The organism is Klebsiella sp. C349492, assembly GCF_042055345.1.
Taxonomy (GTDB): domain Bacteria; phylum Pseudomonadota; class Gammaproteobacteria; order Enterobacterales; family Enterobacteriaceae; genus Klebsiella; species Klebsiella scottii.
Window position 1 is genome coordinate 83,946 of the sequence record NZ_JANQCE010000005.1, and the last position, 24,900, is coordinate 108,845.

At 59.0% G+C, this 24,900-nt stretch carries 23 protein-coding genes and 1 other RNA gene; 5 read left to right on the forward strand and 19 right to left on the reverse strand.

The genetic code is table 11. The annotated features are described in order from the left end of the window. Position 1: 1 nt before the first annotated feature. The 3 genes from ubiH to NWP14_RS18205 are packed head-to-tail and all read right to left on the reverse strand — an operon-like array spanning position 2 to position 3,089. Positions 2–1,174: a 2-octaprenyl-6-methoxyphenyl hydroxylase gene (ubiH, locus tag NWP14_RS18195; RefSeq protein WP_375215781.1), complete on the reverse strand. Its 1,173-nt coding sequence runs from the start codon at positions 1,172–1,174 to the stop codon at positions 2–4. Continuing rightward, positions 1,171–2,487: a Xaa-Pro aminopeptidase gene (gene pepP / locus NWP14_RS18200; RefSeq protein WP_095099251.1), complete on the reverse strand. Its 1,317-nt coding sequence runs from the start codon at positions 2,485–2,487 to the stop codon at positions 1,171–1,173. Before pepP ends, ubiH begins: the two co-directional genes overlap by 4 nt. A 23-nt stretch (positions 2,488–2,510) precedes the next feature. Further along, complete coding sequence (locus tag NWP14_RS18205) at positions 2,511–3,089, reverse strand: YecA family protein (RefSeq protein ID WP_346430684.1); 579 nt, start codon at positions 3,087–3,089, stop codon at positions 2,511–2,513. A gap of 166 nt (positions 3,090–3,255) precedes the next feature. Between NWP14_RS18205 and zapA the strand changes: the two genes are divergently transcribed. The 3 genes from zapA (at position 3,256) to NWP14_RS18220 (ending at position 4,532) form a co-directional block, all read left to right on the forward strand. After that, positions 3,256–3,585 (forward strand): cell division protein ZapA, encoded by a 330-nt coding sequence (zapA, locus tag NWP14_RS18210; protein ID WP_041147162.1) that lies wholly within the window; start codon positions 3,256–3,258, stop codon positions 3,583–3,585. A gap of 41 nt (positions 3,586–3,626) precedes the next feature. After that, positions 3,627–3,810: non-coding RNA, 6S RNA (gene ssrS / locus NWP14_RS18215), on the forward strand. Positions 3,811–3,935: 125 nt separating this feature from the next. After that, positions 3,936–4,532 (forward strand): 5-formyltetrahydrofolate cyclo-ligase, encoded by a 597-nt coding sequence (locus NWP14_RS18220; protein WP_095099257.1) that lies wholly within the window; start codon positions 3,936–3,938, stop codon positions 4,530–4,532. Between the two features lie 79 nt (positions 4,533–4,611). On the opposite strand, the gene serA is transcribed toward NWP14_RS18220, so the two are convergent. Together serA and rpiA are read right to left on the reverse strand one after the other, a co-directional pair. Beyond that, entirely contained in the window at positions 4,612–5,844 is a 1,233-nt protein-coding gene (gene serA, locus NWP14_RS18225) for a phosphoglycerate dehydrogenase (RefSeq protein ID WP_045857132.1), read from the reverse strand. A 271-nt stretch (positions 5,845–6,115) separates the two neighbouring features. Further along, positions 6,116–6,775 (reverse strand): ribose-5-phosphate isomerase RpiA, encoded by a 660-nt coding sequence (gene rpiA / locus NWP14_RS18230; RefSeq protein ID WP_045857130.1) that lies wholly within the window; start codon positions 6,773–6,775, stop codon positions 6,116–6,118. 167 nt (positions 6,776–6,942) lie between these two features. Between rpiA and argP the strand changes: the two genes are divergently transcribed. Continuing rightward, a complete protein-coding gene (argP, locus tag NWP14_RS18235; RefSeq protein WP_041147167.1) occupies positions 6,943–7,836 on the forward strand; it encodes a DNA-binding transcriptional regulator ArgP in 894 nt (297 codons plus the stop codon). Positions 7,837–7,889: 53 nt separating this feature from the next. Here the strand turns inward: argP and NWP14_RS18240 are convergent, their stop codons facing one another. The 7 genes from NWP14_RS18240 to tkt all read right to left on the reverse strand — a co-directional run bounded on the left by NWP14_RS18240 (position 7,890) and on the right by tkt (position 16,547). Further along, positions 7,890–8,666, reverse strand: coding sequence for an oxidative stress defense protein (locus tag NWP14_RS18240; protein ID WP_331850452.1), 777 nt, complete (start codon positions 8,664–8,666; stop codon positions 7,890–7,892). Positions 8,667–8,749: 83 nt separating this feature from the next. Then, positions 8,750–9,391, reverse strand: a complete 642-nt coding sequence (gene argO / locus NWP14_RS18245) for an arginine exporter ArgO (protein WP_095099264.1) — start codon at positions 9,389–9,391, stop codon at positions 8,750–8,752. A 155-nt stretch (positions 9,392–9,546) separates the two neighbouring features. After that, positions 9,547–10,404, reverse strand: coding sequence for a small-conductance mechanosensitive channel MscS (mscS, locus tag NWP14_RS18250; protein WP_095099267.1), 858 nt, complete (start codon positions 10,402–10,404; stop codon positions 9,547–9,549). Positions 10,405–10,592: 188 nt separating this feature from the next. Then, on the reverse strand, positions 10,593–11,672 hold the full coding sequence (gene fbaA / locus NWP14_RS18255; RefSeq protein WP_045857123.1) for a class II fructose-bisphosphate aldolase: 1,080 nt from the start codon (positions 11,670–11,672) through the stop codon (positions 10,593–10,595). Positions 11,673–11,874: 202 nt separating this feature from the next. After that, entirely contained in the window at positions 11,875–13,038 is a 1,164-nt protein-coding gene (pgk, locus tag NWP14_RS18260; RefSeq protein ID WP_095099270.1) for a phosphoglycerate kinase, read from the reverse strand. A 171-nt stretch (positions 13,039–13,209) separates the two neighbouring features. After that, complete coding sequence (gene epd, locus NWP14_RS18265) at positions 13,210–14,229, reverse strand: erythrose-4-phosphate dehydrogenase (protein ID WP_375215782.1); 1,020 nt, start codon at positions 14,227–14,229, stop codon at positions 13,210–13,212. 326 nt (positions 14,230–14,555) lie between these two features. After that, entirely contained in the window at positions 14,556–16,547 is a 1,992-nt protein-coding gene (gene tkt, locus NWP14_RS18270) for a transketolase (RefSeq protein ID WP_375215783.1), read from the reverse strand. A gap of 277 nt (positions 16,548–16,824) precedes the next feature. On the opposite strand from tkt, the gene NWP14_RS18275 reads away from it, so the two are divergent. Next, the gene (locus tag NWP14_RS18275; protein WP_095100098.1) at positions 16,825–17,583 is read left to right on the forward strand and encodes a M48 family metallopeptidase; all 759 of its coding nucleotides are present in this window, start codon (positions 16,825–16,827) and stop codon (positions 17,581–17,583) included. A gap of 42 nt (positions 17,584–17,625) precedes the next feature. On the opposite strand, the gene NWP14_RS18280 is transcribed toward NWP14_RS18275, so the two are convergent. From NWP14_RS18280 to NWP14_RS18310, 7 genes are read right to left on the reverse strand one after another with little or no spacing between them, the layout of a single operon-like run. After that, on the reverse strand, positions 17,626–19,266 hold the full coding sequence (locus NWP14_RS18280; RefSeq protein WP_375215784.1) for a thiamine pyrophosphate-binding protein: 1,641 nt from the start codon (positions 19,264–19,266) through the stop codon (positions 17,626–17,628). A 14-nt stretch (positions 19,267–19,280) separates the two neighbouring features. Beyond that, a complete protein-coding gene (locus tag NWP14_RS18285; RefSeq protein ID WP_375215785.1) occupies positions 19,281–20,750 on the reverse strand; it encodes an aldehyde dehydrogenase in 1,470 nt (489 codons plus the stop codon). A gap of 15 nt (positions 20,751–20,765) precedes the next feature. Then, positions 20,766–21,530: an aspartate dehydrogenase gene (locus NWP14_RS18290; protein ID WP_375215786.1), complete on the reverse strand. Its 765-nt coding sequence runs from the start codon at positions 21,528–21,530 to the stop codon at positions 20,766–20,768. A gap of 9 nt (positions 21,531–21,539) precedes the next feature. Further along, complete coding sequence (locus tag NWP14_RS18295) at positions 21,540–22,334, reverse strand: SDR family oxidoreductase (protein WP_331850449.1); 795 nt, start codon at positions 22,332–22,334, stop codon at positions 21,540–21,542. Next, complete coding sequence (locus NWP14_RS18300) at positions 22,318–23,088, reverse strand: alpha/beta fold hydrolase (RefSeq protein WP_375215787.1); 771 nt, start codon at positions 23,086–23,088, stop codon at positions 22,318–22,320. The genes NWP14_RS18295 and NWP14_RS18300 overlap by 17 nt, the downstream gene beginning before the upstream one ends. 9 nt (positions 23,089–23,097) lie before the next feature. Further along, positions 23,098–23,628, reverse strand: a complete 531-nt coding sequence (locus tag NWP14_RS18305; protein WP_331834848.1) for a cupin domain-containing protein — start codon at positions 23,626–23,628, stop codon at positions 23,098–23,100. A gap of 10 nt (positions 23,629–23,638) precedes the next feature. Then, positions 23,639–24,895, reverse strand: a complete 1,257-nt coding sequence (locus NWP14_RS18310) for an MFS transporter (protein WP_375215788.1) — start codon at positions 24,893–24,895, stop codon at positions 23,639–23,641. Between the last annotated feature and the right edge of the window lie 5 nt (positions 24,896–24,900).

Genomic DNA, 24,900 nt, shown 5'->3' on the forward strand with positions numbered 1-24,900 from the left:
CTTAACGGGGGACCCAACCGAGGGTACGCTGCGCCAGCGCATCGCGCGCCGGAGTAAATAATTCCATCGCCATCAGGCCGACGTTGCGCCCCGCTACCAGCGGCGCCCAGCGGTTGGCAAACAGATGAACCAGGCCATCGGTCACGCCGATAGTGGCGGACTTATCATCCGCTCGCCTCGCCTGATACTGGTCAAGCAAAGCATAATCGCCGGGATCGCGGCCGCTGGCCTGGGCCACAGTTTCAGCCAGGCTCATCACATCCCGCAGGCCAAGGTTAAACCCCTGCCCGGCAATGGGATGCAGCGTCTGCGCCGCGTTGCCGACCAGCGCCAGGCGATGGGAAACCGCGCGGGTGGCGGTGGTTAGCGCCAGCGGATAAACGCTGCGCGCCCCGGCGTGGGTAATACGCCCCAGCCGCCAGCCAAACGCCTGCTGCAGCTCGTGGCAAAAACGTTCATCAGACCAGCTCAGGACGTCGTCATACCGTGACTGAGGATGGCACCACACCAGCGAGCAGCGGCCCTGCGACATCGGCAGCATCGCCAGGGGACCGTGCTCGGTAAACCGCTCAAAGGCGCGCCCCTCGTGGGGCAAAGCGGTGCTGACGTTGGCAATAATCGCCAGCTGTTGATAGGGCTGCTGCTGCCAGCTGATACCGCAGCGGGCGCCGATCGTCGAGCGCGATCCGTCCGCCGCCACCAGCAGCCTGCCGTCGATCGTTTCGCCGCTGTCCAGCGTGATGCTGACGCCCTCCTCCCATCGGCTGACGTTTTCTACTTTTGCCGGACAGTGCAAAGTAATACCCGGCGCATCGCGCAGTTGCGCAAACAGGCGCTGGCCGATGTCGTGCAGCTCGACGACCTGGCCCAACGCCGCCAGGCCATAGTCCTGCGCGTCCAGAGTGACAAACCCCGCGTGGCCGCGGTCGCTGACGTGCACGCGCTGAATCGGCGTCGCGCAGTCGGCGATCTCCTGCCAGATACCGACGCGCGCCAGCTGCTGGCAGGTGCCTGCCGCCAGCGCAATCGCCCTGGCGTCAAATCCAGGATGCTGCGAGGAGTCCGGCGCCGCCGCTTCCACCAGATGAACCGGCAGCGCGCCGTCGGTCAACCGGGAGATAGCCAGGGCCAGGGTCGCGCCGGTCATTCCGCCGCCAACGATCAGCACGCTCATGATCGCTGTGCCGCGGCCATCAGCGCTTCGATGTCGTCCGCGCTTTTCACCACTCCGGCGGTCAGATTTTCATTGCCGTCAGCGGTTATCACAATATCGTCTTCGATGCGGATACCGATACCGCGATACTGCGGCGGCACGTCGGCGTCCGTCGCAATATACAGCCCCGGCTCAACGGTCAGCACCATGCCCGGTTCGAGAACCCGCGAGCGGTCGACATCGTAGTTTCCGACATCATGCACGTCCAGCCCCAGCCAGTGGCTCAGGCCGTGCATAAAGAACGGGCGGTGCGCATTGTTAGCCAGCAGCTCTTCAACATCCCCTTTAAGGATGCCGAGGCGTACCAGGCCGACGACCATTATCCGCACGACTTTCTGATTTACCTCCTGAATAGAGGTTCCCGGGCGATAGAGCGTCAGCGCGGTTTCCAGCGATTCGAGGACAATGTCATAAATCTCGCGCTGGGCCGGACTAAATTTGCCGTTCACCGGGAAGGTGCGCGTGATATCGCCCGCATAGCCGCGGTATTCGCAGCCGGCATCGATCAGCACCAGATCGCCATCGCGCAGCTCGCACTCGTTTTCGGTGTAATGCAGAATGCAGCCGTTGTCACCGCCGCCAACGATGGTGTTATAGGAAGGGAAGCGGGCGCCGTGGCGGTTGAATTCATGAAGGATTTCGCCTTCCAGCTGATATTCGTACATCCCCGGCTGACATTTTTCCATCGCCCGGGTGTGGGCCAGCGCGGAAATTTCTCCGGCGCGGCGCAGCACATCAAGCTCTTCTGGCGATTTGAACAGGCGCATCTCATGCACTATCGGCCGCCAGTCGATGACGGAATTTGGCGCCTGCAGGTTCTGGCGCGAGCCTTTACGCAGCTTTTCCAGCGCCGTGAAGACGATTTTATCGGCGTAGGCATATTCGCCCTGCGCAAAATAGATGGCGTCAAGGCCGTTCAGCAGCTGGTACAGCTGCTGGTTAATTTCGCTGAATGCCAGAGCGCGATCGACGCCGAGCTTCGAGGGCGCGGCGTCCTGCCCAAGGCGACGGCCGAACCAGATTTCCGCCGTCAGATCGCGGACGCGGTTAAACAGCACGCTGTGGTTATGGGTCTCGTCGCTTTTAATCAACACCAGCAAGGCTTCAGGCTCATTGAAGCCTGTGAAGTACCAAAAATCGCTGTTCTGCCGGTAGGGATATTCTGAATCTGCGCTGCGTACCGCTTCCGGCGCGGCGAAAATGAGCGCCGCGCTGCCTGGCTGCATCTGCGCTAACAGAGCCTGGCGACGAGAAAGAAATTCCTGCTGTGTCATGACGCCCCCTCAACAAATTGTAATTAGTGTAGTGTCGGCTTGCGTACTTCTGGTGCGGTTGGCTGCTGGCGCGAGAAGGTTTCATGGCACAGCAGCGCGGCAACGCGTACGTACTCGATAATCTCTTCTAACGACATCTCCAGCTCTTCCTGGTCTTCGTCTTCGTCGTAGCCCAGCTGCGCAATGTTGCGCAGATCGTCGATAGCTTCGCCGGTTTCATCTTTGACTTTATCGAGCTTCGGCTGAGTCACCCCAAGGCCTAGCAGGAAGTGGTTAACCCAACCGGCCAGCGCATCGGCGCGTTCAAATACGGTCACGCTATCCCCTTCCGGCAGATAGAGCTGGAACAGAAAGCCATCGTCTTCCAGCGAGTCGCTGGTTGCGGAATGCATGTTGCGCAGAGACTGCGCCAGCTCGTGGCCAAACGCGAGACCTTCGTTAGTCAGGTCATGCACCAGCGGCTGCCAGCTGCTGTCTTTATTGCCGCCGCACAGGATACCGCTGATCAAACCGTGCATTTCGGCCGGGGTTAAGCCCACGCCCTGTTGGTTCAGTAACTGGTCTACGGCGTTGTAACCAGGCATTTCGTTCTGTATAGACATGCGCATTCGTCATCGTTGGGAGGAATATTCATGATATGCTACCACTTTGGACCCTGGTGAACCAGAATAGGGCTTGTACCTTCGCATCAGGGTAGCTATAGTGTCGCCCCTTCGTAGCCCGGGGTATGGGCGTGAAGGCCGCGCAGTCAATCAGCAGGAAGGTGGCATGTCTGCACAACCCGTCGATCTCCAAATTTTTGGCCGTTCACTCCGCGTGAATTGCCCGCCTGAACAAAGGGATGCCTTGAGTCAGGCAGCTGACGACCTGAATCAGCGGTTGCAAGATTTAAAAGAACGCACTAGAGTCACAAATACTGAGCAGCTGGTCTTCATCGCCGCGTTGAACATCAGCTATGAGTTAACTCAGGAAAAAGCGAAAACCCGCGACTACGCCTCCAGTATGGAACAGCGTATTCGGATGCTTCAGCAGACCATCGAACAAGCGTTGCTTGAGCAAGGTCGCATAAGCGAAAGAACCGGGCCGAAGTTTGAATAACACTTTGCAATTAACTGTGTTAGAGTAATCGCAAGAACAAAATTTCTCTGAGATGTTTGCAAGCGGGCCAGTCCCCTGAGCCGATATTTCATACCACAAGAATGTGGCGCTCCACGGTTGGTGAGCATGCTCGGTTCGTCCGAGAAGCCTTAAAACTGTGACGACGCATTCACCTTGAACCAAGGGTTCAAGGGTTACAGCCTGCGGCGGCATCTCGGAGATTCCCTTCTTTTAGCGCTTCATTTCGCACGACTTCGCTTTCAGCATTTCACCTTCTGTGTATTACACTACGCCTACATGCATAACCGGCTCACGTCGTGACGTGATAATGCCAAATCAGGCGATCTATCATGACCCAAATTTCTGATACCCGCTCAACCCGACAGCAGATTCGCCAACACATCCGCCAGCTTCGACGCGCGCTGACGCCTGAACAGCAGGCACGCTTCGCCGGGCTTGGCGCGAACCGCATGATGGCCTATCCGCCGGTGACCCTCGCGCGAACCGTCGCGCTGTTTCTTTCATTTGACGGCGAGCTGGATACCCAACCGCTGATTGAACAGCTGTGGCGGGCGGGAAAACGCGTCTATCTCCCCGTGCTCCACCCTTTCAGCCCGGGAAACCTGCTGTTTTTGCACTACCATCCGCAAAGCGATCTGGTGATAAACCGCCTGAAAATTCACGAGCCACAGCTTGACGTGCGCGACGTTCTGCCGCTGTCCCAGCTTGATGTGCTGATTACGCCGCTGGTCGCCTTTGACGCGCTCGGTCAGCGCCTGGGAATGGGTGGGGGATTTTACGACAGGACGCTGCAAAACTGGCGGCAGTATCATCTGCAGCCCGTCGGCTACGCCCACGACTGCCAGCAGGTCGACGCGCTGCCGACGGAGCAGTGGGATATCCCGCTGCCCGCGGTGGTTACGCCGTCGAAAACCTGGAGCTGGTAAAGCGCCGGGTTAACCGACGCGGATGACGCTTTAAGCTGATTCAGGCAGGCCGCTAGCCGGCCCGCCAGTCGCAAAAAGATTAGAACAACAGACGCGCGCGGATGGTGCCCGGAATCGCCTTCATTGCCAGCAGCGCCTGCTGCGCCACATCCTCTTCGGCTTCAATATCGATAACCACATAGCCCATCTGCGGGGTGGTTTGTAGATACTGCGCCGCGATGTTGATGCTCTGAGCGGCAAAGATCTGGTTGATTGCGGTCAGTACGCCCGGACGGTTTTCGTGGATATGCAGCAGACGGCGGCCGCCGTGCAGCGGCAGCGACACTTCCGGGAAGTTAACCGCAGAAAGGGTTGAGCCGTTGTCGGAATACTTCGCCAGCTTGCCCGCCACTTCCAGACCGATGTTCTCCTGCGCTTCCTGGGTAGAGCCGCCGATATGCGGCGTCAGGATCACGTTGTCGAACTCGCACAGCGGCGAGGTGAACGGATCGCTGTTGGTCGCCGGTTCGGTAGGGAAGACGTCAATTGCCGCGCCTGCCAGATGCTTGCTTGCCAGCGCATCGCACAGGGCCGGGATATCGACCACGGTGCCGCGAGAGGCGTTGATCAGCAGCGCGCCAGGCTTCATCAGCGCCAGCTCTTCCGCGCCCATCATATTTTTGGTGGAGGCATTTTCCGGCACGTGCAGGCTCACCACGTCGCTCATGTTCAGCAGGTCGGAGAGATGCTGCACCTGGGTGGCGTTACCGAGCGTGAGTTTACTTTCAATATCATAGAAATAGACGTGCATCCCCAGCGATTCGGCCAGAATGCCCAGCTGCGTACCGATATGGCCGTAGCCGATAATACCCAGCTTTTTGCCACGCGCTTCAAAGCTGCCGACCGCCAGTTTGTTCCACACGCCGCGGTGCGCTTTGGCGTTAGCTTCAGGGACGCCGCGCAGCATCAGCAGCAGCTCGCCAATGACCAGTTCGGCAACGGAGCGGGTGTTAGAAAACGGGGCGTTAAAAACGGGGATACCGCGTTTGGCCGCAGCGTCCAAATCAACCTGATTGGTTCCGATACAGAAGCAGCCGACGGCGACCAGTTTTTCTGCGGCAGCGAAAATCTCTTCCGTCAAATGAGTACGGGAGCGCAGGCCAATGAAATGGGCATCACGGATCGATGCTTTCAGCGCTTCGCTATCCAGCGCGCCTTTGTGAAATTCAATGTTGGTATAGCCTGCAGCGCGGAGGTTATCCACCGCTTTTTGATGCACACCTTCAACCAGCAGAAACTTAATCTTGTCTTTTTCCAGTGATACCTTAGCCATTTCCCCGTCCTGTTTTTGTCTTATCTGATGTCGTGCGGAACGACACTTCATCCCAGCAACATATCAAAAAAAACTATCGCGGCAATATGAACGTTTGCGTCGACGTCCTGAAGAAATATCACTCAGAGGGAAATAGCAGGACAAAAAACCAGAAAGGGAAAGAAAGGTAGATTGTTACTCAGGCTAGTTGCATAAATGTGACAGAAGTCACCAAATTCAGCCTGGAGAAAAAATATTTGCGAGGGAGCGATTCGCGCTCCCTCCGAGCGGATTATTTTACGATGGTTTTAACGCCATCGGCGGTGCCGATCAGCGCGACATCGGCGCCACGGTTGGCAAACAGCCCCACGGTCACTACGCCAGGGATACCGTTAATGGCATTTTCCAGCGCGATCGCGTCGAGGATTTCGAGGCCGAAAACGTCGAGGATAACGTTACCGTTATCGGTGATCACGCCCTGGCGGTACTCCGGACGGCCGCCGAGCTTCACCAGTTCACGCGCCACGGCGCTACGAGCCATAGGAATAACTTCTACCGGCAGCGGGAATTTGCCGAGGATATCGACCTGCTTGGAGGCGTCGGCGATACAGATAAACTTGTCCGCAACCGAGGCGATAATCTTCTCGCGGGTCAACGCCGCGCCGCCGCCTTTAATCATCTGCATATGGCCGTTGATCTCATCGGCGCCGTCAACGTAAATTCCCAGACGGTCGACGCTATTGAGATCGAAAACCGGAATACCAAGGCTTTTCAGTTTTTCGGTGGAGGCATCGGAGCTGGAAACGGCACCCTCGATCTGCCCTTTCATTGTGCCCAGCGCATCAATAAAATGCGCGGCCGTGGAGCCGGTGCCGACACCGACGATGGTGCCCGGCTGTACATACTGCAATGCCGCCCAGCCTACTGCTTTTTTCAGTTCATCTTGCGTCATGATTATGGTCCGAGATGTGAATACCTGAGGCGCATTATAGAACATCGGGGGTGTTATTGTCCCTGCGACGGGGATCACACATCTGAGCAGACTATTTTCGTCTTCATCAAAAAGAAATTTATGTCATAGTGCAAGTTAATGAAAAGTTATGGGGGTACGCCAGAGCAATGAAACGACCGGACTACAGAACACTACAAGCGCTGGACGCGGTGATAAGAGAACGTGGGTTTGAGCGCGCCGCGCAGAAGCTATGCATTACACAGTCCGCCGTCTCTCAGCGTATTAAACAGCTGGAAAACATGTTCGGCCAGCCGCTGCTGGTGCGTACCGTACCGCCGCGTCCTACCGAGCAGGGGCAGAAGCTGCTGGCCCTGCTGCGCCAGGTTGAGCTGCTGGAAGAAGAGTGGCTGGGCGATGAGCAAACCGGATCCACGCCGCTGCTGCTGTCGCTGGCGGTGAACGCCGACAGTCTGGCGACCTGGCTGCTGCCGGCGCTCTCCAGCGTGCTTTCCGACTCCCCTATTCGCCTGAACCTGCAGGTGGAAGACGAAACCCGCACCCAGGAGCGCCTGCGCCGCGGCGAGGTTGTCGGGGCGGTCAGTATTCAGCCGCAGGCGCTGCCAAGCTGCCTGGTCGATCAGCTCGGGGCGCTGGACTACCTGTTTGTCGCCTCGAAAGAGTTTGCGCAACGCTATTTTCCCAATGGCGTAACCCGCTCGGCATTGCTCAAAGCGCCGGTGGTGGCCTTCGATCATCTCGACGACATGCACCAGGCGTTTTTGCAGCAGAACTTCGATCTGCCGCCGGGCAGCGTGCCTTGTCATATCGTTAACTCATCGGAGGCCTTTGTGCAGCTCGCCCGTCAGGGCACCACCTGCTGTATGATCCCGCATCTGCAGATTGAGAAAGAGCTGAACAGCGGCGAGCTTATCGATTTAACGCCGGGCCTGTTCCAGCGCCGGATGCTCTACTGGCATCGTTTCGCGCCGGAAAGCCGGATGATGCGCCGGGTCACCGATGCGCTGATTGCCTACGGTCACAAGGTGCTGCGCCAGGACTAAACGCCGGGCATAAAAAAAGCCACTTCAGCTGAAGTGGCTTTTTTGCATCTGGCTTACTGCGCCGCGGCGGCCGGTTTCTCCGGCGCCGCCGGCTGGGCTGGCTGGGCTGGCTGGGCTGGCTGGGCTGGCTGCAGCTCAAAGACCACATCCACCTGATCGTCAAACTGAATCGTCGCCTGCTCGTAGGTTTCCTGGGCGGAAACCGGCGCGGCATCGGCGGCTTTCATCATGCGAACCATCGGGCTCGGCTGATAGTTCGAGACATGGTAGCGAACGCTATAAACCGGGCCCAGCTTGCTATGGAAGCCGGCAGCCAGCTCCTGAGCCTGGTGCACGGCGTCGTCGATCGCCGCCTTACGCGCCTTATCTTTATAGGCATCCGGTTGCGCAACGCCCAGCGATACGGAGCGAACTTCGTTCAGACCGGCCTTCAACGCGCCGTCCAGCAGACCGTTAAGCTTGTCCAGCTGGCGCAACGTCACTTCGACAGTGCGCACGGCACGGTAGCCTTTCAGGATGCTTTTGCCATTCTGGTAATCATAGTCAGGCTGGGTGCGTAAGTTCGCGGAGTTGATATCCTTCTTGGCGATGCCGTTCTTTTCCAGGAAAGAGAGGTATTGCGCAACGCGGTCATCGGCCTGCTTTTTCGCCGATGCGGCATCTTTCGCGGCAACGTTGACCTCAATTGCCAGGGTCGCAATATCGGGCGCCGCAGCAACGCTGGCGGTCCCCGAAGTCACAATGTGGGGGCCATTTGGCAATTCATTTGCCTGAGCTGCCATTGAGCTGAATCCGATCGCTGCCGCCAGGGCCATGAGCTTTAACTTCACTGTCGTTTCTCCATCTACATTGGTCGCCCATATACGGACGCATGCCAGCAAGCTTAACGCGTATAAGCGAAAAGTCCATCGGACTAAGCCTGGTTGACCAGCGCCTGTACGTGTAAAAAGCCGTCTTTGGCCAGCTGGACGGCGATCAGCCACATCACCAGGCCAACCAGCACGTTAATGATCCGCTGCGCCCGGGCGGTGCGTAAACGCGGCGCCAGCCAGGCCGCCAGCAGGGCCAGGCCGAAGAACCACAGGAACGAGGCGCTGATGGTGCCGAGCGCAAACCAGCGCTTCGGCTCAACCGCCAGCTGCCCGCCCAGGCTGCCGAGCACCACGAAAGTATCGAGATAGACGTGCGGATTCAGCCAGGTTACCGCCAGCATGGTGACAATAATTTTCCAGCGCCCCTGCTTCATCACCTCCGCGCTCGCCAGTTCCAGATTGTTACTAAAAGCCGTTTTCAGCGCGCCGAAACCATACCATAACAGGAAGGCCACGCCGCCCCAGGTTACCAGCGCCAGCAGCCACGGCGACTGCATCAGCAGCGCGCTGCCGCCAAAGATACCGGCGCAGATCAGCAGCAGATCGCTAATGGCGCACAGCAGCGCAATCATCAGATGATACTGGCGGCGAATCCCCTGATTCATTACAAACGCATTCTGCGGGCCAAGCGGCAAAATCATAGCCGCTCCCAGGGCAAGCCCCTGAAAGTAATACGATAACATAGTGGTTTTTCCGATGAGGTCGTTAATGCAGGTGAATATAGCGCGAACAAATCATTAGAGGAAATTGATAATATTAATCATTAATAAGCCAGACTAATAATACAGATACAATAAAGGCCAGCAGGTGCTGGCCTTAGGTTATTGCTGGCGCTGAGCTACTCCGCCTGCTCCTGCGGACGGATAACGTGCACGTCCATCTGCGGGTACGGGAAGCTGATGCCGTTGGCATCAAAGTCGCGTTTGATACGCTCCAGAACATCCCAGTAAACGCTTTGCAGATCGCTGCTCTGGCTCCAGACGCGGATCACGTAGTTAACCGACGACGCGCCCAGCTCATTCAGGCGTACGGTCCTTTCACGATCTTTCAGGATACGATCGTCTGATTCGATAATATTGGTCAGCAGCTGTTTCACTTTATCAATATCGGCATCGTAGGCAACGCCAATAATAAATTCGTTGCGGCGAACCGGCTCACGCGAAAAGTTAATGATATTACCGGCGATAATTTTACCGTTCGGGATCACCACAATTTTGCCATCGGCAGTACGCATGGTCGTGGAGAAAATCTGCACGTTCAGCACTGTACCGGCCACGCCGCCGAGATCGACGTATTCACCCGCGCGGAACGGGCGGAACATCACCAGCAGCACGCCAGCGGCGAGGTTAGACAGCGAGCCCTGCAGCGCCAGACCAACGGCTAAACCGGCGGCACCGAGTACGGCAATCACCGACGCCGTCTGCACGCCTACGCGGCCTAAGGCGGCAATCAGGGTAAAGGCGATAACGGCGTAGCGCACCAGCGCGGAAAGAAAATCGGCAACGGTGGCATCAATCTTACGCGCCAGCATCAGACGATTAACCGTGTTCGACACCATGCGCGCCACGATCATCCCGACGATAATAATCGCGATCGCCGCGACGATGTTGACGGCATAGCTCAGGAGCAGCTCCTGATTACGCACCAGCCATGAGCTGGCGTTGTGTATGCTATCGGCAACGTTCAAATCTTCCATTTAACATTCCTTATAAATACCCGGGCGGGAAATAAAAAACCAGGCCTGCAAAACGGCAGGTAGGTTAAGGGTAAACAATAAGCACGTATTTTGCCAAGCCGATCACAGTTTCTCCCTGGAATATCCTTTTGAGTAGAAACGAAAAAGCCCGCAATTAAGCGGGCTTCAGGGTAAGAAACGGAATTTTCTTACAGAACGTCGATCGCGTTCAGCTCTTTAAATGCCTGCTCCAGACGAGTCACCATGGACGTCTGAGCAGCGCGCAGCCATACGCGCGGATCGTAGTATTTCTTGTTCGGCTGGTCTTCGCCTTTCGGGTTGCCCAGCTGGCCCTGCAGGTAAGCTTCGTTAGTTTTGTAGTATTGCAGGATACCGTCCCAGGTTGCCCATTGGGTATCGGTATCGATGTTCATTTTGATCACGCCGTAGCTTACGGAGTCTTTGATTTCCTGAGCAGAAGAACCGGAACCGCCGTGGAAGACGAAGTTCAGGCTGTTGTGCGGCAGGTTATGTTTCTTAGAAACATATTCCTGAGAGTCGCGCAGGATAGTTGGGGTCAGAACCACGTTGCCTGGTTTGTACACGCCGTGTACGTTACCGAAGGAAGCAGCGATGGTGAAACGCGGGCTGATCTTGCTCAGTTCAGTGTACGCGTAATCAACGTCTTCCGGCTGGGTGTACAGGGCAGAAGCGTCCATGTGGCTGTTGTCCACGCCGTCTTCTTCGCCGCCGGTGCAGCCCAGTTCGATTTCCAGGGTCATGTCCAGTTTGGCCATGCGCGCCAGGTATTTAGAGCAGATTTCGATGTTTTCGTGCAGGGACTCTTCGGACAGGTCAATCATGTGGGAAGAGAACAGCGGTTTGCCGTGAGCGGCGAAGTGTTTTTCACCCGCGTCCAGCAGACCGTCGATCCACGGCAGCAGTTTCTTCGCGCAGTGGTCGGTATGCAGAATAACCGGCACGCCGTAGTGTTCAGCCATCTGGTGAACGTGATGCGCGCCAGAGATAGCGCCCAGGATTGCCGCACCCTGAGGAACGTCGGTTTTAACCGCTTTGCCCGCGATGAACGCAGCGCCGCCGTTAGAGAACTGAACGATAACCGGAGATTTAGCTTTTGCAGCTGCTTCCAGAACGGCGTTGATGGAGTCAGTACCCACACAGTTAACCGCTGGCAGTGCGAAGTTATTCTCTTTAGCTACCTGGAACACTTTCTGAACGTCATCACCAGTGATCACGCCAGGTTTTACGAAATCAAAAATTTTAGACATGTTACGTAGTCCTGTATCTTCGGCCGTTTCTGCTCGTCACAATTCGTGCTGCCAGTGCGTTGGCTCTTCTCGCTTACCGCCGCCGCTAACTTGCGTAAGCCGCCGGGGTTCGCCGTGTCGCTGCCTTCCGGCAACGCGAATTATTTAGAGCGACAATTGAATAGAATTTGAAAAACAGGCGGTGTTACCCGCCTGTACAAACTTACTTCTTAGCGCGCTCTTCGAGCATTGCTACTGCTGGCAGTACTTTGCCTTCCACGAATTCGAGGAACGCGCCGCCGCCAGTAGAGATGTAGGAAATTTTGTCCGAGATGCCAAACAGGTCAATTGCAGCCAGGGTATCGCCGCCGCCTGCAATGGAGAAAGCTTCGCTGTCGGCGATGGCGTTAGCCACGATTTCAGTCCCTTTACGGAAGTTCGGGAACTCGAACACGCCGACCGGGCCGTTCCACAGAATGGTTTTGGCGTTTTTCAGGATATCAGCCAGCTTCTGCGCGGAAACGTCGCCGAGGTCCAGAATCTGCTCTTCATCTTTGATGTCGTTAACAGATTTCAGGGTTGCGGTCGCAGTTTCGGAGAATTCAGTCGCTACGCGAACGTCGGTCGGAACCGGGATGTCGCAGGTAGTCAGCAGACGCTTAGCTTCGTCAACCAGGTCAGCTTCGTACAGGGATTTGCCGACGTTGTGGCCCTGAGCGGCGACGAAGGTGTTGGCGATACCGCCACCGACAATCAGCTGGTCAGCGATTTTAGACAGGGAGTCCAGAACGGTCAGCTTAGTGGAAACTTTAGAACCACCGACGATGGCAACCATCGGGCGAGCCGGCTCTTTCAGCGCTTTACCCAGCGCGTCCAGCTCTTCAGCCAGCAGAGGGCCGGCGCAGGCTACGTCGGCAAATTTACCGATACCGTGGGTAGAAGCCTGGGCACGGTGGGCGGTGCCGAATGCATCCATAACGAACACGTCGCACAGCGCGGCGTATTTTTTAGACAGCTCTTCGTCGTCTTTCTTTTCGCCTTTGTTGAAGCGAACGTTTTCCAGAACAACCAGTTCACCGGCGGCAACTTCAACGCCGTCCAGGTAATCTTTAACCAGACGTACCGGGCTGGACAGTTTGTCTTTCAGGTAATTAACAACCGGCAGCAGAGAGAATTCTTCGTTGTACTCGCCTTCGGTCGGACGACCCAGGTGAGAAGTGACCATCACTTTAGCGCCCTGCTTCAGAGCCAGCTCAATGGTCGGCAGAGAAGCACGAATACGCGCGTCGCTGGTTACTTTACCGTCTTTAACTGGTACGTTCAGATCGGCACGGATAAAAACGCGTTTACCAGCCAGATCCAGATCGGTCATCTTAATTACAGACATGGTGAATCCTCTCAATTTGATTCATAAAGTTTTGCAGACGCCATGCGCTTCATCCTGCAAGCTGCCTCTTCGCTGGCTGCCCCACTCACCCCAGTCACCTACTTTGTAAACGCCTGGGATTCATTCAGCTGCCGCCTCGACGCAACCTGAAGATTCCGTACACGGTAAGTCTTACCTGAAACCTTGAGCGGCCATCGCTAACGTCGTGTCGAGCATCCGGTTAGCAAAGCCCCATTCGTTATCGCACCAGACCAACGTTTTGATCAAATGCGCTCCACTCACCCGCGTCTGGGTGCCATCAACGATGGCGCTGTGCGGATCGTGGTTAAAATCTGTCGAGACTAACGGTAATTCCGTATAGTCAACTATACCATGAAATGTTCCCTGCGCTGCTTTTTGCAGCAACTGGTTGACTTCACTAGCCTTTACCGGTTTTTTCACCGTTACGCTCAGGTCGATCGCCGTCACATTTATCGTCGGTACACGAACCGCAATCGCTTCAAAACGGTCGTTAAACTGAGGGAAAATACGCGCGATCCCCGCCGCAAGTTTAGTATCAACCGGAATAATTGACTGACTGGCCGCACGCGTACGGCGTAAATCCGGATGATAGGCGTCTATAACCTGCTGATCGTGCATGGCGGAGTGGATCGTCGTTACCGTCCCTGACTCAATGCCGTAGGCATCATCTAGCAGTTTAATGACCGGAATAATGCAGTTGGTGGTGCAGGAGGCGTTGGAGACAATACGGTGCTCTGCACGTAGCTCATCATGGTTAACGCCGAACACGACGGTGGCATCGAGATCGTTACCCCCGGGATGCGAAAAGATGACTTTCTTCGCCCCAGCCTGAAGATGGGCTTCGCCATGCTCACGACTGCCGTAAACCCCGGTACAATCAAGTACGATATCAACCGCCACCTCTTGCCAGGGTAGCGCCTCTATTGAAGCTTCGTGCAGCAGGCGAATGACGTCATCGCCAACGTAAAGCTGCTCTCGCTCCTGGCGAACGTCCCAGGCAAAGCGCCCATGGCTGGTGTCATATTTCAACAAGTGCGCGATGCCCGCAGCATCCGCCAGCTCGTTGATTGCCACCACGGTAATTTCCGCACGACGCCCGGATTCATATAAAGCGCGAACCACGTTGCGTCCTATGCGACCGAAGCCATTAATCGCAATGCGTATGGTCATAGGTCTCCTGCAAGGTTATCCCTGATGTGAGGTGGCTGACAGAGTAATCCAGCAACGCCCGGAGGGAAACCTTACCCGTCGCAAACTGCGACTGATTGATTAATTGTCGAACATTTAGACGACTGAAACGCTTCAGCTAGAATAAGCCAAACGAGGAATAAAAGGAATGCTTGTCCAGCACAAGAAGCCTGTAATCTGACCTACATCACATTTTCACTGGAATAATATGCAGCTTCATGACGAGCATCGGGAATAACAGCAACAAAAAAGCCGGGCGTTAGCCCGGCTCATTCTTATACTCGCGTCGCGGCGCGCGTTGCTCAGAACTACAGCAGCGCTTTCGCCTTAGCGACAACGTTCTCAACGGTGAAGCCGAACTCTTCGAACAGCAGCTCGGCCGGCGCAGACTCGCCGAAGCTCGTCATGCCGACGATAGCGCCGTTCAGGCCCACGTATTTGAACCAGTAGTCGGCGATACCCGCTTCCACCGCCACGCGAGCCGAAACCGCTTTCGGCAGCACCGATTCACGGTACGCCGCATCCTGCTTGTCGAAAGCATCGGTGGACGGCATGGAAACTACCCGCGCCTTCACCCCTTCCGCAGACAGCTGGTCCCACGCGGCAACCGCCAGCTCAACTTCTGAACCGGTGGCGATGAAGATCAGCTCCGGCTGGCCGGCACAATCTTTCAGCACGTAGCCGCCGCGGGCGACGTTCGCCAGCTGCTCTTCCGTACGTTCCTGCTGCGCCAGGTTCTGACGCGACAGGATCAGCGCCGTCGGGCCGTCGTGACGCTCCACGCCGTATTTCCACGCAATCGCCGATTCCACCTGGTCGCACGGACGCCATGTGCTCATGTTCGGCGTCACGCGCAGGGAAGCCACCTGCTCGACCGGCTGGTGCGTCGGGCCGTCTTCGCCCAGACCGATGGAGTCGTGGGTGTAGACCATCACCTGACGCTGTTTCATCAGCGCCGCCATACGCACCGCGTTACGGGCATATTCCACGAACATCAGGAAGGTGGAGGTGTACGGCAGGAAACCGCCGTGCAGGGAGATACCGTTGGCAATCGCGGTCATCCCGAACTCACGCACGCCGTAGTGGATGTAGTTACCCGCGGTGTCTTCGTTAATCGCCTTCGAGCCGGACCAGATAGTCAGGTTCGACGGAGCCAGGTCAGCTGAGCCGCCGAGGAATTCAGGCAGCAGCGGGCCGAAGGCTTCAATCGCATTCTGCGACGCTTTACGGCTGGCGATTTTCGCCGGGTTAGCCTGCAGCTTCGCAATGAACTCGTTCGCTTTCGCGCCGAAGTCGGCCGGCATCTCGCCTTTCATACGACGGGTGAATTCAGCCGCTTCCTGCGGGAAGGCGCTGGCGTAGGCCGCGAACTTCTCGTTCCAGGACGCTTCTTTTGCCTGACCGGCTTCTTTTGCATCCCACTGCGCGTAGATGTCAGACGGGATTTCAAACGCCGGGTGATGCCAGCCCAGCGCCTCGCGGGTCAGCGCGATTTCCGCGTCGCCCAGCGGCGCGCCGTGGGAGTCGTGGGTACCGGCTTTGTTCGGCGAACCGAAGCCGATGATGGTTTTGCACATCAGCAGGGACGGTTTGTCGGTCACCGCGCGCGCTTCTTCCACCGCGCGTTTGATGGCGTCGGCGTCATGGCCGTCCACGCCGCGCACCACGTGCCAGCCGTAGGCTTCGAAACGTTTAGCGGTATCGTCGGTAAACCAGCCTTCAACGTGACCGTCGATGGAGATGCCGTTGTCGTCATAGAACGCCACCAGCTTGCCCAGCTTCAGGGTACCGGCCAGGGAGCACACTTCGTGAGAAATGCCTTCCATCATGCAGCCGTCGCCCATGAAGGCGTAGGTGAAGTGGTCAACGATATCGTGGCCCGGACGGTTGAACTGCGCCGCCAGGGTTTTTTCGGCAATCGCCATCCCGACCGCGTTGGCAATCCCCTGGCCCAGCGGGCCGGTGGTGGTTTCAACGCCGGCGGTGTAGCCGACTTCCGGGTGGCCCGGGGTTCTGGAGTGCAGCTGACGGAAGTTTTTCAGTTCTTCAATCGGCAGGTCATAACCGGTGAGATGCAGCAGGCTGTAAATCAGCATCGAGCCGTGGCCGTTGGACAGCACGAAGCGGTCGCGATCGGCCCAGGTCGGGTTGTTCGGGTTATGATTCAGGAAATCACGCCACAGGACTTCGGCAATGTCAGCCATACCCATCGGGGCACCCGGGTGGCCGGATTTGGCTTTCTGTACCGCGTCCATGCTCAGCGCACGAATAGCGTTAGCAAGCTCTTTACGTGAGGACATTTTGACTCCAGTTCGGACTGTTGAAGGCCATACCCTTAACGACTTGACGAGAGCGCGTTTTGGGCTACGCCAGAAAAAAGTGTCAACAATGTAACCCAAGCGACAAAGCATGTACATGGAGCATCCTTTTGTGGTTTAAGAAATCTCCGGAACACGTTGTGCTGCCCCGGAATCCTCTCGCCCGTATCACGCAATACTCTTTATAATTTGTGCAGGATGCGACATGCTTATCGTCGCCTTTTTCAGACAAAAAATCGTAAGATTGTGGAAGATAAAAATGAAAATTCGCTCAACTATTCTTGCCCTTGGGATTGCAGCAACCCTTACCGGATGTCAGAACATGGACTCCAACGCCCTCCTCAGCTCCGGCGCCGAAGCTTTTCAGGCTTATTCTCTGAGCGACGCGCAGGTCAAAACCCTCAGCGACCAGGCCTGTAAAGAGATGGATAGCAAGGCTACCCTTTCGCCGGCCGGCAGCGAATACAGCAAGCGTCTGAATAAAATCGCCGCCGCGCTGGGCGACAATATCAACGGCCAGCCGGTCAACTACAAAGTCTATGAAACCAAAGACGTCAACGCGTTTGCGATGGCTAACGGCTGCATCCGCGTCTATAGCGGCCTGATGGACATCATGAACGATAACGAAGTGGAAGCGGTTATCGGCCACGAAATGGGCCACGTCGCGCTGGGTCATGTGAAGAAAGGCATGCAGGTGGCGCTCGGCACCAACGCCGTTCGCGCCGCCGCCGCGTCGGCGGGCGGTATCGTCGGCAGCCTGTCGCAGTCTCAGCTGGGCGCTCTGGGCGAAAAGCTGGTGAACTCGCAGTTCTCCCAGCGCCAGGAGTCCGAAGCGGACGACTACTCCTACGATCTGCTGCGTAAGCGCGGGATCAATCCGTCGGGACTGGCCACCAGCTTCGAGAAGCTGGCTAAACTGGAAGCCGGGCGTCAAAGCACCATGTTTGACGATCACCCGGCATCGCAGGAGCGCGCTCAGCACATCCGCGATCGCATGAAGGCGGACGGCATTAAATAATCCCGGCGCCCCTCTCTGCACGCGCCAGAGAGGGGGAACGACTTAATACAGCGTTTTCTGCGGCGGCCCGGCAAAGCGCAGGGCGCCAATCTCTCCCATTTTGATCTCCACCACCGACGGCCCCGGCATCGCCAGCGCTTCGGTCATCACCGCCTGGAAATCCTCCGCCCGCTCAACGCTCCACGCCTGCAGGCCGATGGCCTGCGCCAGCAGCGTGAAATCCGGGGTATGCAGCTCGTTGTAATACTGGCGGCCGCCGAAATACTTATCCTGAATCCCGCGCATCACGCCGTAGCCGCCGTCGTTCATAATCAGCAGAGTGACGTTAGCTTTTTCCTGCGCCAGGGTCGCCAGCTCCCCCAGATTCAGGCTCAGCCCGCCGTCGCCGACGAGGCCGACAACCTTACGCTGCGGGTTGGCAATCGCCGTGCCGATCGCCATCGGCAATCCCATCCCAATCGCCCCGGCCAGCGAATGGATGTTCATTAACGGGCCGTGGGCGCGGAACAGACGGCTCCCCCACAGGCTGCCGGAAACGGTGATATCGCGCACCAGGATCCCGTCGTCAGGCAGCGCCTGCGCAATGGCGTCGTTCAGCTGCGCGTAGGCGCCGCACTGCTCGCGCAGCCCGCTATCCGCCAGCGCGACCGCCTCTTTGACCTGCGCATCCCACTGGACATTACCCCATTCACGCCCCTGCGCTTTTTCCGCCAGCGCCGCCAGCAAAGTGGCACAGTCGGCGATCAGCGTGTTATCCATCAGATAGTTACGGCTGGCCGCCGCCGGATCGATATCAATCTGCACCCTTGGCGACGGCAGCTCCAGGGTCCAGGAGCGGGTTTCGTTGCTGCGCAGGCGCGAGCCCGCCACCAGGGTAAAGTCACATTGCGCCATCAGCGCTTCAACGGACGGCGAATTGTGGAACGCGCGCAGGCTGGCGCGATGGCTATCCGGCAGCACGCCGCGGCCGTGGGTGCTGGAGATCACGGTCATTCCGGCATCGGCCAGTTTTTTCACCGCCGCCGCGCTGCCTATTGTTCCGCCGCCCAGCCACAGCAGCGGCCGTTTAGCCTGCCTGAGCTGCGCCCACAGCGCATCGACGGCGGCGCTATCGGCAGCCGCAGCCGGGGCCGCTTTCAGCGCGGCGGTCACCAGCGATGCCGGGATTTTAGCGCCCTGAATATCAATCGGGATTTCAACCGAAACCGGCCCGCACGGCGGCGTTTGCGCCTCCTGAATCGCCTTATGCAGGATAGCCAGCGCCTGGCTGGCGTTGCTGATGCGGTACGCGCGCTTCGAGCTGGCCTTCAGGAAGGTCAGCTGGTCGCGGGTTTCGTGAATAAAGCCGGTGTCGGCATCGAGCCAGGTTTTCTCCACCTGGCCGGTGAGATGCAGCAGCGGCGTACAGGCGTTCATCGCCTCCACCAGCGCCCCTACCGCGTTGCCGGCCCCCGCGCCGGTGCTGGTCAACGCCACGCCCAGTCCGGAAAAGCGCCCGTGGGCGTCGGCCATAGTGACCGTTCCGGCCTCACCGCGCGCCGGAACAAAGCGGATATTTCCGCGCTGGCCTACCGCATCGGCGATCGGCAGGTTGTGAATAGAGATGACGCCGTAAATAGCCTCAACGTTGTACTGCTCCAGCGTTCTGGCGATGGCTTCGCCGACGGTTATCATTTCGCTCATTGCACACCCTTCTCTTAGTCGCACCAGTGGTTGACGCTATTACCCGTCGCCAGATAAATGCTCTTTTGTTGCATCCAGGCCTTGAGCCCCTGAATCCCTTTTTCGCGGCCCAGGCCGCTCTCTTTAAAGCCCCCAAACGGGGTGGAAATGGAGAAAACCTTGTAGGTGTTGATCCACACCGTCCCGGCTTCCAGACGATCGCTTAAGCGCAGGGCGCGTCCGCTGTCCCGCGTCCAGATCCCCGCCGCCAGGCCGTAGACGGAATCATTGGCTTCGCGGATCAGCGCCTCCTCATCGCTGAAGGTCATCGCCACCAGCACCGGGCCGAAGATCTCCTCCTGGCAGGCGCGGGCCGCGTTGGTCAGCCCTTCAACGATGGTCGGTTGAAAATAGCTGCCTGCCGCCAGCGCCGGGTCCGCCGGGATCTCGCCGCCGCACAGCACCCGGCCGCCTTCGCGTTTAGCCAGCTCGACGTACTCCAGCACGCTGTCGCGGTGCTTAGCATTAATCAGCGGCCCGACGTGGGTTTCTGCGCTAAACGGATGGCCGATTCTGAGTCCGCGGGTCAGCTCCAGCAGGCGCGCCATCAGCTGCGGGTAGACCTTTTCATGCACAAACAGCCGCGAACCGGCGATGCAGGCCTGGCCGCCGGAGCTAAAGATGCCGTAGCAGATGCCCCGAGCCGCCTGCTCAATATCGGCATCTTCCAGCACGATAGTCGGCGATTTTCCGCCGAGCTCCAGCGACGCCGGGATCAGCTTTTCCGCCGCTACGTGCGCCAGATGACGTCCGGTGCTGGTGCCGCCGGTAAAGGAAATTTTGCGCACCAGAGGGTGGCGGGCCAGCGCGTCGCCAATTACCGATCCTTTACCCGGCAGGACACTGAGCAGGCCCGCCGGCAGGCCGGCCTGTTCGAAGATCCGCGCCAGCTCCAGCGCCATCAGCGGCGTGGCCTCCGCCGGCTTGAGGATCACCGCGTTACCGGCGGCGATCGCCGGGGCCACTTTTTGCATTTCGCTGGCGATCGGCGAGTTCCACGGCGTAATCGCCGCCACCACGCCCAGCGGCTCGTAGCGGCTGAGCGTCAGCAGATCCGCCTGCCGGGGGGTCGGCAGTTCGCCCTCCAGCAGCTCGCAGGCGGCGGCGAAGTAGCGGGCGCTGCCCGCGGCGCTCATCACCAGGCCTCGCGCCTCCGCCAGCGGCTTGCCGTTGTCGCGGCTCTGCATCCGCGTCAGCTCCTCAAGGCGGGATTCGATAATATCCGCCGCCCTATGCAGGATCTTTGCCCGTAGATGGGGCAGCATGCTGCGCCACGCCGGCTGGCGCCAGGCGCTTTCGGCCAGCGCGATCGCCTCATGCAGATCGTCAAGGCTTGCCGCATGCAGCGTGGCGTTTACCGAGCCGTCGGCCGGAAACAGGCTGTGCATCAGGTTGCCGCCGCCGTAGCGCCAGCGACCGCCGATAAAAATCTTTAACTCATCCATCGCCGCCTCTTTGCGCTATGCCAGTTCGCGGCAGGCGCGAACCGCGCTCAGTGCCGCCAGGGTGGAAGTTTTTGGGTTGCTGGCGAGCGGTAATCCGCTGAGCTCCAGGTGGAACTCGCCAAACGCGCCCTGTACATGCAGCGTATGGGTATTGCGTTTGGTCGTCGGATCGACCATCAGCTGTACCCGGGTATCGTCCATCCCGATGCCGCCCAGCGCGACGGTTGCCGCAACGTTGGCGTTCGCCGGAAACAGACGAGCCGCTTCGCGCGCGCTGCCTTCAAAAAAGATTTTTGCTTCACTGACCGCGTTGAGGTCGATGAGCATTTCCGCATAGCTGCCGCGCCAGCTGGCCGGGCTTTTGCGCGACCGGTAGGTCACCTGCTCAAGACCGCCCTCTTTCGCTGCCGCCAGGCCGTCGATACCGGCCACCGCGCCGGAAAGCAGGGTTAGCCGGCCTCCGGCGTTCGTTAAACGTTTTTCCAGCTCGCTATCCGCCAGCGCGCCGGTGGAGATCACCGCCAGATGCCAGCCGCGCTTGAGGATCCCTTCGCCAAACTGCGCCACCGCCTGCTGGCTGGCGCACTCCAGCACCAGATCCGGGGTTTGCGTACAGGCCTGCGGGTCCTCCAGCACCGCTACCGCATCGCCGAAGCGCTGGCGGATCGCCGCGTGGTGCGCCTCGCGCGCCACCACCCAGCCCAGGGCGACCTGCGGCGGCAGCCGTTCAATCACCGCCTGCGCCATTGCGCCATAGCCGATGAGCATGATCTTTTTCATCTCAACTCCTTACAGATGACGGCAAAAGCCGCCGGAGACATCCAGCGCCGCACCGGTGGTAAACGACGCCAGCGGCGAGGCGAGGAACAGCAGCGCCTGCGCCGGCTCGTTCGGCCTGCCGAGGCGCGCCATCGGGATCCCGCGCTTGCGGGCGATATCCGCCGTCCACTCGGGCCAGCTCTGGCTCCTGTCCGTGCGGTTCTCGAAGCGCCGCTGCCACTGTCCGGACTCCACCATGCCGAGCAGAATGGAGTTCACCCGAATGCCTTTGGCAACCAGGTCCTTCGACAGCGTCAGGGTCATGTTGAGCAGCGCCGCGCGCGCCGCGGAGGTGGCAATCATGTGCTCCTCCGGCTGCAGCGCCAGCAGCGAGTTCACGCAGGTGATCGAGGCGATATCCGAGCGCTCGAGCTGCGCCTGAAAGGCCTTCACCGGGTTAATCACCCCGAACAGCTTGAGCTCCGCCTCGTGCAGCCACGCCTCCCGCGGCGTATCGGCGAAGTGCGCCACGTACCCCTGGCCGGCGTTATTAATCAGCATGTCGGCATCGCCAAAGCGGGCCGCTACCGCCTCGGCAAAGCCCCGCACCTCGTCTTCTTTCAGTACGTCGCAGCGGTAAGAGAAGACCTCCGCGCCGGGATATTCGTTTTGCAGCGCCGCGTGGGCGCCGGCGACCCGATCCGGATCGCGACCGCAGAAGGCGACCTTCGCCCCTTCGGCCAGCAGCAGGCGCAGCGTTTCAAAGCCAATCCCTGACGACCCGCCGGTAACCACCGCTACGCGGCCTTCAATTTGTGCATTCATCGCGCACCTCTTCCCTTACCCGTAAAAGCTGTTGATTGAAAAATATGTCGTTATCGAGATAGCTGGCGTGCCCCGCTCGCGGGATGCCGACGAACGGCATGGCGTAGCGCAGCGCCAGCCCCTGCACCAGCTCCGGCTGGGTAATGGCATCCTGCTCACCGCACCACGCCTCAAAGCGGCCGCCAAAATCGCCAAGCCAGCGGTGAATATCGTCATGGGCCAGCATCCACGCCGCGGCAAGATAGCCCTCGGCGCGCAGCCTGCGCATGCCGGCGGCGACGACGACGACGTTGGCCTCATCCGTACAGGGGTGCAGCAGCTTCGCGGCCCGGCTCTGCGCCATCGCTTCGCCGCCGGAGGCCATCTGCTGCCGGCGGCCCAGCCAGATTTTTTCACGCTGCGCGGCTTCTGCCCGGCCGTAGCCCTGAGCGGCATCGGCCAGCACCAGGCGCAGAACGCGCCCGGGATACTTTGCCGCAAAGGCGCTGGCCACCAGCGCGCCCAGCGAGTGGCCCACCAGCACCGCCTGCTCAACGCCGGCGCTGTCCAGCAGGCGCGCCAGCGCCTCGGCATAGTCGCCGGCATCGGCTTGTGCGACCGGCAGCATCGGGCTTTCGCCATAACCGGGCATATCCCAGGCCAGCACGCGATAGCCGGGCAGCGCCATCTGTTTATGCCAGGAGGCCGCGCCGGAGCTGATGCCGTGCAGCAGCATCAGCGGCGTGCCGCTCCCCTGTTGACGAAAACCCGTCATACCGCCTCCTTAATTCCGCTTCACTTTCGACAGGGGATGATCTTCCGGGTAGGTCGGGATATTCGGCTTGCGGGTGCCGAGCATCACGCACATCAACGCCTCCTCCTCGCCGTGGTTAAACAGCCCGCGATAGATCCCAGGCGGGACGGAGATCAGGTCGCGCTCGCGCAGCACGGTTTCGGTGTAGCTATCGCCGTCCTGAACCATCAGGGTTATCTGCCCCTTGAGCATGAAAAACACCTCTTCGACATCGTCGTGCAGGTGCAGCGGCCCTTCGCACTTCGCCGGCAGCACCATCGTGGAGAAGGTGAAATTCTCCGCCGCCACGGTATTGGTATCGCTGGCGACGCCGGTGGCGCCGGTGCCGATGTAGCGCATCTGGGCGCGGCGGTATTTCGGGTCGAAATCGGCCTGAAACTTCAGCGCGTTCCAGTCATATTTGCGTCCCTCAAAGCGCGCGATGCGCGACTCAATCCACTCTTCCATCGTCAGGTGCTCAGGCTTGAGGCCCTGTTTTGCAGTTACGCTTGTATCTGTCATCGTCTTCTCCTCAGTAACGTCTTAGCAGCGGCAGCAACAGGAGACAGCCCACGACCGCCATCACCGCCAGAAAGATCAGTCCGGAATCCATGCTATGGGTGAAGGCAATAAGCGCGCCCATCACCGCTGGCGACAGGGCGCCGGCAAAGTTTCCCAACCCGTTGAAAATCCCACCCGCCGTGGCGCTGACCCGGGGATGGGTCGCCTTCGCCAGCAGCGCAAAAATATTGGGGGCGCCGGTTCCCCACATGAAGGTGCTAAAGCTCATCGCCGCAATAACCGTCAGCGGGCTGGTGAAGTGCATCACCGCCGCCAGACCCACCGCCGCCCCGGCCAGCGAGATAAAACAGGCGGCCGCGCGTTTATCCACCCGGTCTGAAAGCCACGCCCCGATAATTTCGCCAAGCAGCATGGCGATAAACGGCATCGACGACAGCCAGCCGGCGTGCTCCAGGTGGATACCCTTGCCCTTAATCAGGTAGCCGGGGAGCCAGCCGTTGATGCCCCACAGATAGGCGAGGAAGGCGATATTGAAGACGCAAATCATCCAAAAGTGCGGGCTGACAAACAGCTCCCGGCGGGCGCTACGCCGCTCTTCCTGCGAACTCTCGGCTGCGGACGTTTTGCCCTCCAGCTGGATGCCGCGCAGGCCGATACGGACAAAAATCAGCACCGGCGCCGTCAGCATCGCCATCGCAAAGAAGGTGCTTTGCCAGCCGAAGGTGCTGAGCAGCCAGATGGAGAGCGGGAAGCCGATGGCCGCGCCAACCGGCGTCCCGAGCAGCCACAGCATGGTGGCGCGCGCCTGCAGACGCTGCGGGAAGGTGTGGCGCACGATGGCGAAGGCCAGCGGAAACAGAGGCCCCTCGGCGATACCGAGCAGCACGCGCAGCACGATCATGGCGCTGTAGCTGTGGGTGAATCCCATCATCACCATCAATACGCACCACACCACCATCATGCCGGTGAGCAGGCGCAGCGGCGCGATGCGGTCTCCCAGCCCGCTGAGCAGAACCGAGGAGAAACCGTAGCTCAGTAAAAAAGCGCTCATCAGGATGCCGAGGCGGGTGGTATCAAAATCGATGCCCATCGCCTGCTGGAAATGGCTATCGGAAAACAGCGCCGCGATGCTGATTTTGTCGAAGAACGCCAGCAGCACGCAGGCCAGTAACGACAGCGGAATGGCCCAGCGAACCGCTTTTTCAGGCGCGTGGACGCCCTCACCGCCCGCCACGGAGGGCGCGGTGTTGGTCTCTAATGTGGTCATCTCTC

What these genes read in the sequence shown, in the direction of transcription:
- zapA (WP_041147162.1), top strand. Translation starts at nt 3,256, where the DNA reads ATGTCTGCACAACCCGTCGATCTCCAAATTTTTGGCCGTTCACTCCGC.
- mscS (WP_095099267.1), bottom strand. Translation starts at nt 10,404, where the DNA reads ATGGAAGATTTGAACGTTGCCGATAGCATACACAACGCCAGCTCATGG.
- argO (WP_095099264.1), bottom strand. Translation starts at nt 9,391, where the DNA reads ATGTTATCGTATTACTTTCAGGGGCTTGCCCTGGGAGCGGCTATGATT.
- fbaA (WP_045857123.1), bottom strand. Translation starts at nt 11,672, where the DNA reads ATGTCTAAAATTTTTGATTTCGTAAAACCTGGCGTGATCACTGGTGAT.
- epd (WP_375215782.1), bottom strand. Translation starts at nt 14,229, where the DNA reads ATGACCATACGCATTGCGATTAATGGCTTCGGTCGCATAGGACGCAAC.
- tkt (WP_375215783.1), bottom strand. Translation starts at nt 16,547, where the DNA reads ATGTCCTCACGTAAAGAGCTTGCTAACGCTATTCGTGCGCTGAGCATG.
- NWP14_RS18295 (WP_331850449.1), bottom strand. Translation starts at nt 22,334, where the DNA reads ATGAATGCACAAATTGAAGGCCGCGTAGCGGTGGTTACCGGCGGGTCG.
- NWP14_RS18300 (WP_375215787.1), bottom strand. Translation starts at nt 23,088, where the DNA reads ATGACGGGTTTTCGTCAACAGGGGAGCGGCACGCCGCTGATGCTGCTG.
- NWP14_RS18220 (WP_095099257.1), top strand. Translation starts at nt 3,936, where the DNA reads ATGACCCAAATTTCTGATACCCGCTCAACCCGACAGCAGATTCGCCAA.
- NWP14_RS18290 (WP_375215786.1), bottom strand. Translation starts at nt 21,530, where the DNA reads ATGAAAAAGATCATGCTCATCGGCTATGGCGCAATGGCGCAGGCGGTG.
- NWP14_RS18310 (WP_375215788.1), bottom strand. Translation starts at nt 24,895, where the DNA reads ATGACCACATTAGAGACCAACACCGCGCCCTCCGTGGCGGGCGGTGAG.
- NWP14_RS18285 (WP_375215785.1), bottom strand. Translation starts at nt 20,750, where the DNA reads ATGGATGAGTTAAAGATTTTTATCGGCGGTCGCTGGCGCTACGGCGGC.
- NWP14_RS18205 (WP_346430684.1), bottom strand. Translation starts at nt 3,089, where the DNA reads ATGTCTATACAGAACGAAATGCCTGGTTACAACGCCGTAGACCAGTTA.
- pgk (WP_095099270.1), bottom strand. Translation starts at nt 13,038, where the DNA reads ATGTCTGTAATTAAGATGACCGATCTGGATCTGGCTGGTAAACGCGTT.
- serA (WP_045857132.1), bottom strand. Translation starts at nt 5,844, where the DNA reads ATGGCTAAGGTATCACTGGAAAAAGACAAGATTAAGTTTCTGCTGGTT.
- NWP14_RS18305 (WP_331834848.1), bottom strand. Translation starts at nt 23,628, where the DNA reads ATGACAGATACAAGCGTAACTGCAAAACAGGGCCTCAAGCCTGAGCAC.
- pepP (WP_095099251.1), bottom strand. Translation starts at nt 2,487, where the DNA reads ATGACACAGCAGGAATTTCTTTCTCGTCGCCAGGCTCTGTTAGCGCAG.
- NWP14_RS18275 (WP_095100098.1), top strand. Translation starts at nt 16,825, where the DNA reads ATGAAAATTCGCTCAACTATTCTTGCCCTTGGGATTGCAGCAACCCTT.
- ubiH (WP_375215781.1), bottom strand. Translation starts at nt 1,174, where the DNA reads ATGAGCGTGCTGATCGTTGGCGGCGGAATGACCGGCGCGACCCTGGCC.
- NWP14_RS18280 (WP_375215784.1), bottom strand. Translation starts at nt 19,266, where the DNA reads ATGAGCGAAATGATAACCGTCGGCGAAGCCATCGCCAGAACGCTGGAG.
- argP (WP_041147167.1), top strand. Translation starts at nt 6,943, where the DNA reads ATGAAACGACCGGACTACAGAACACTACAAGCGCTGGACGCGGTGATA.
- rpiA (WP_045857130.1), bottom strand. Translation starts at nt 6,775, where the DNA reads ATGACGCAAGATGAACTGAAAAAAGCAGTAGGCTGGGCGGCATTGCAG.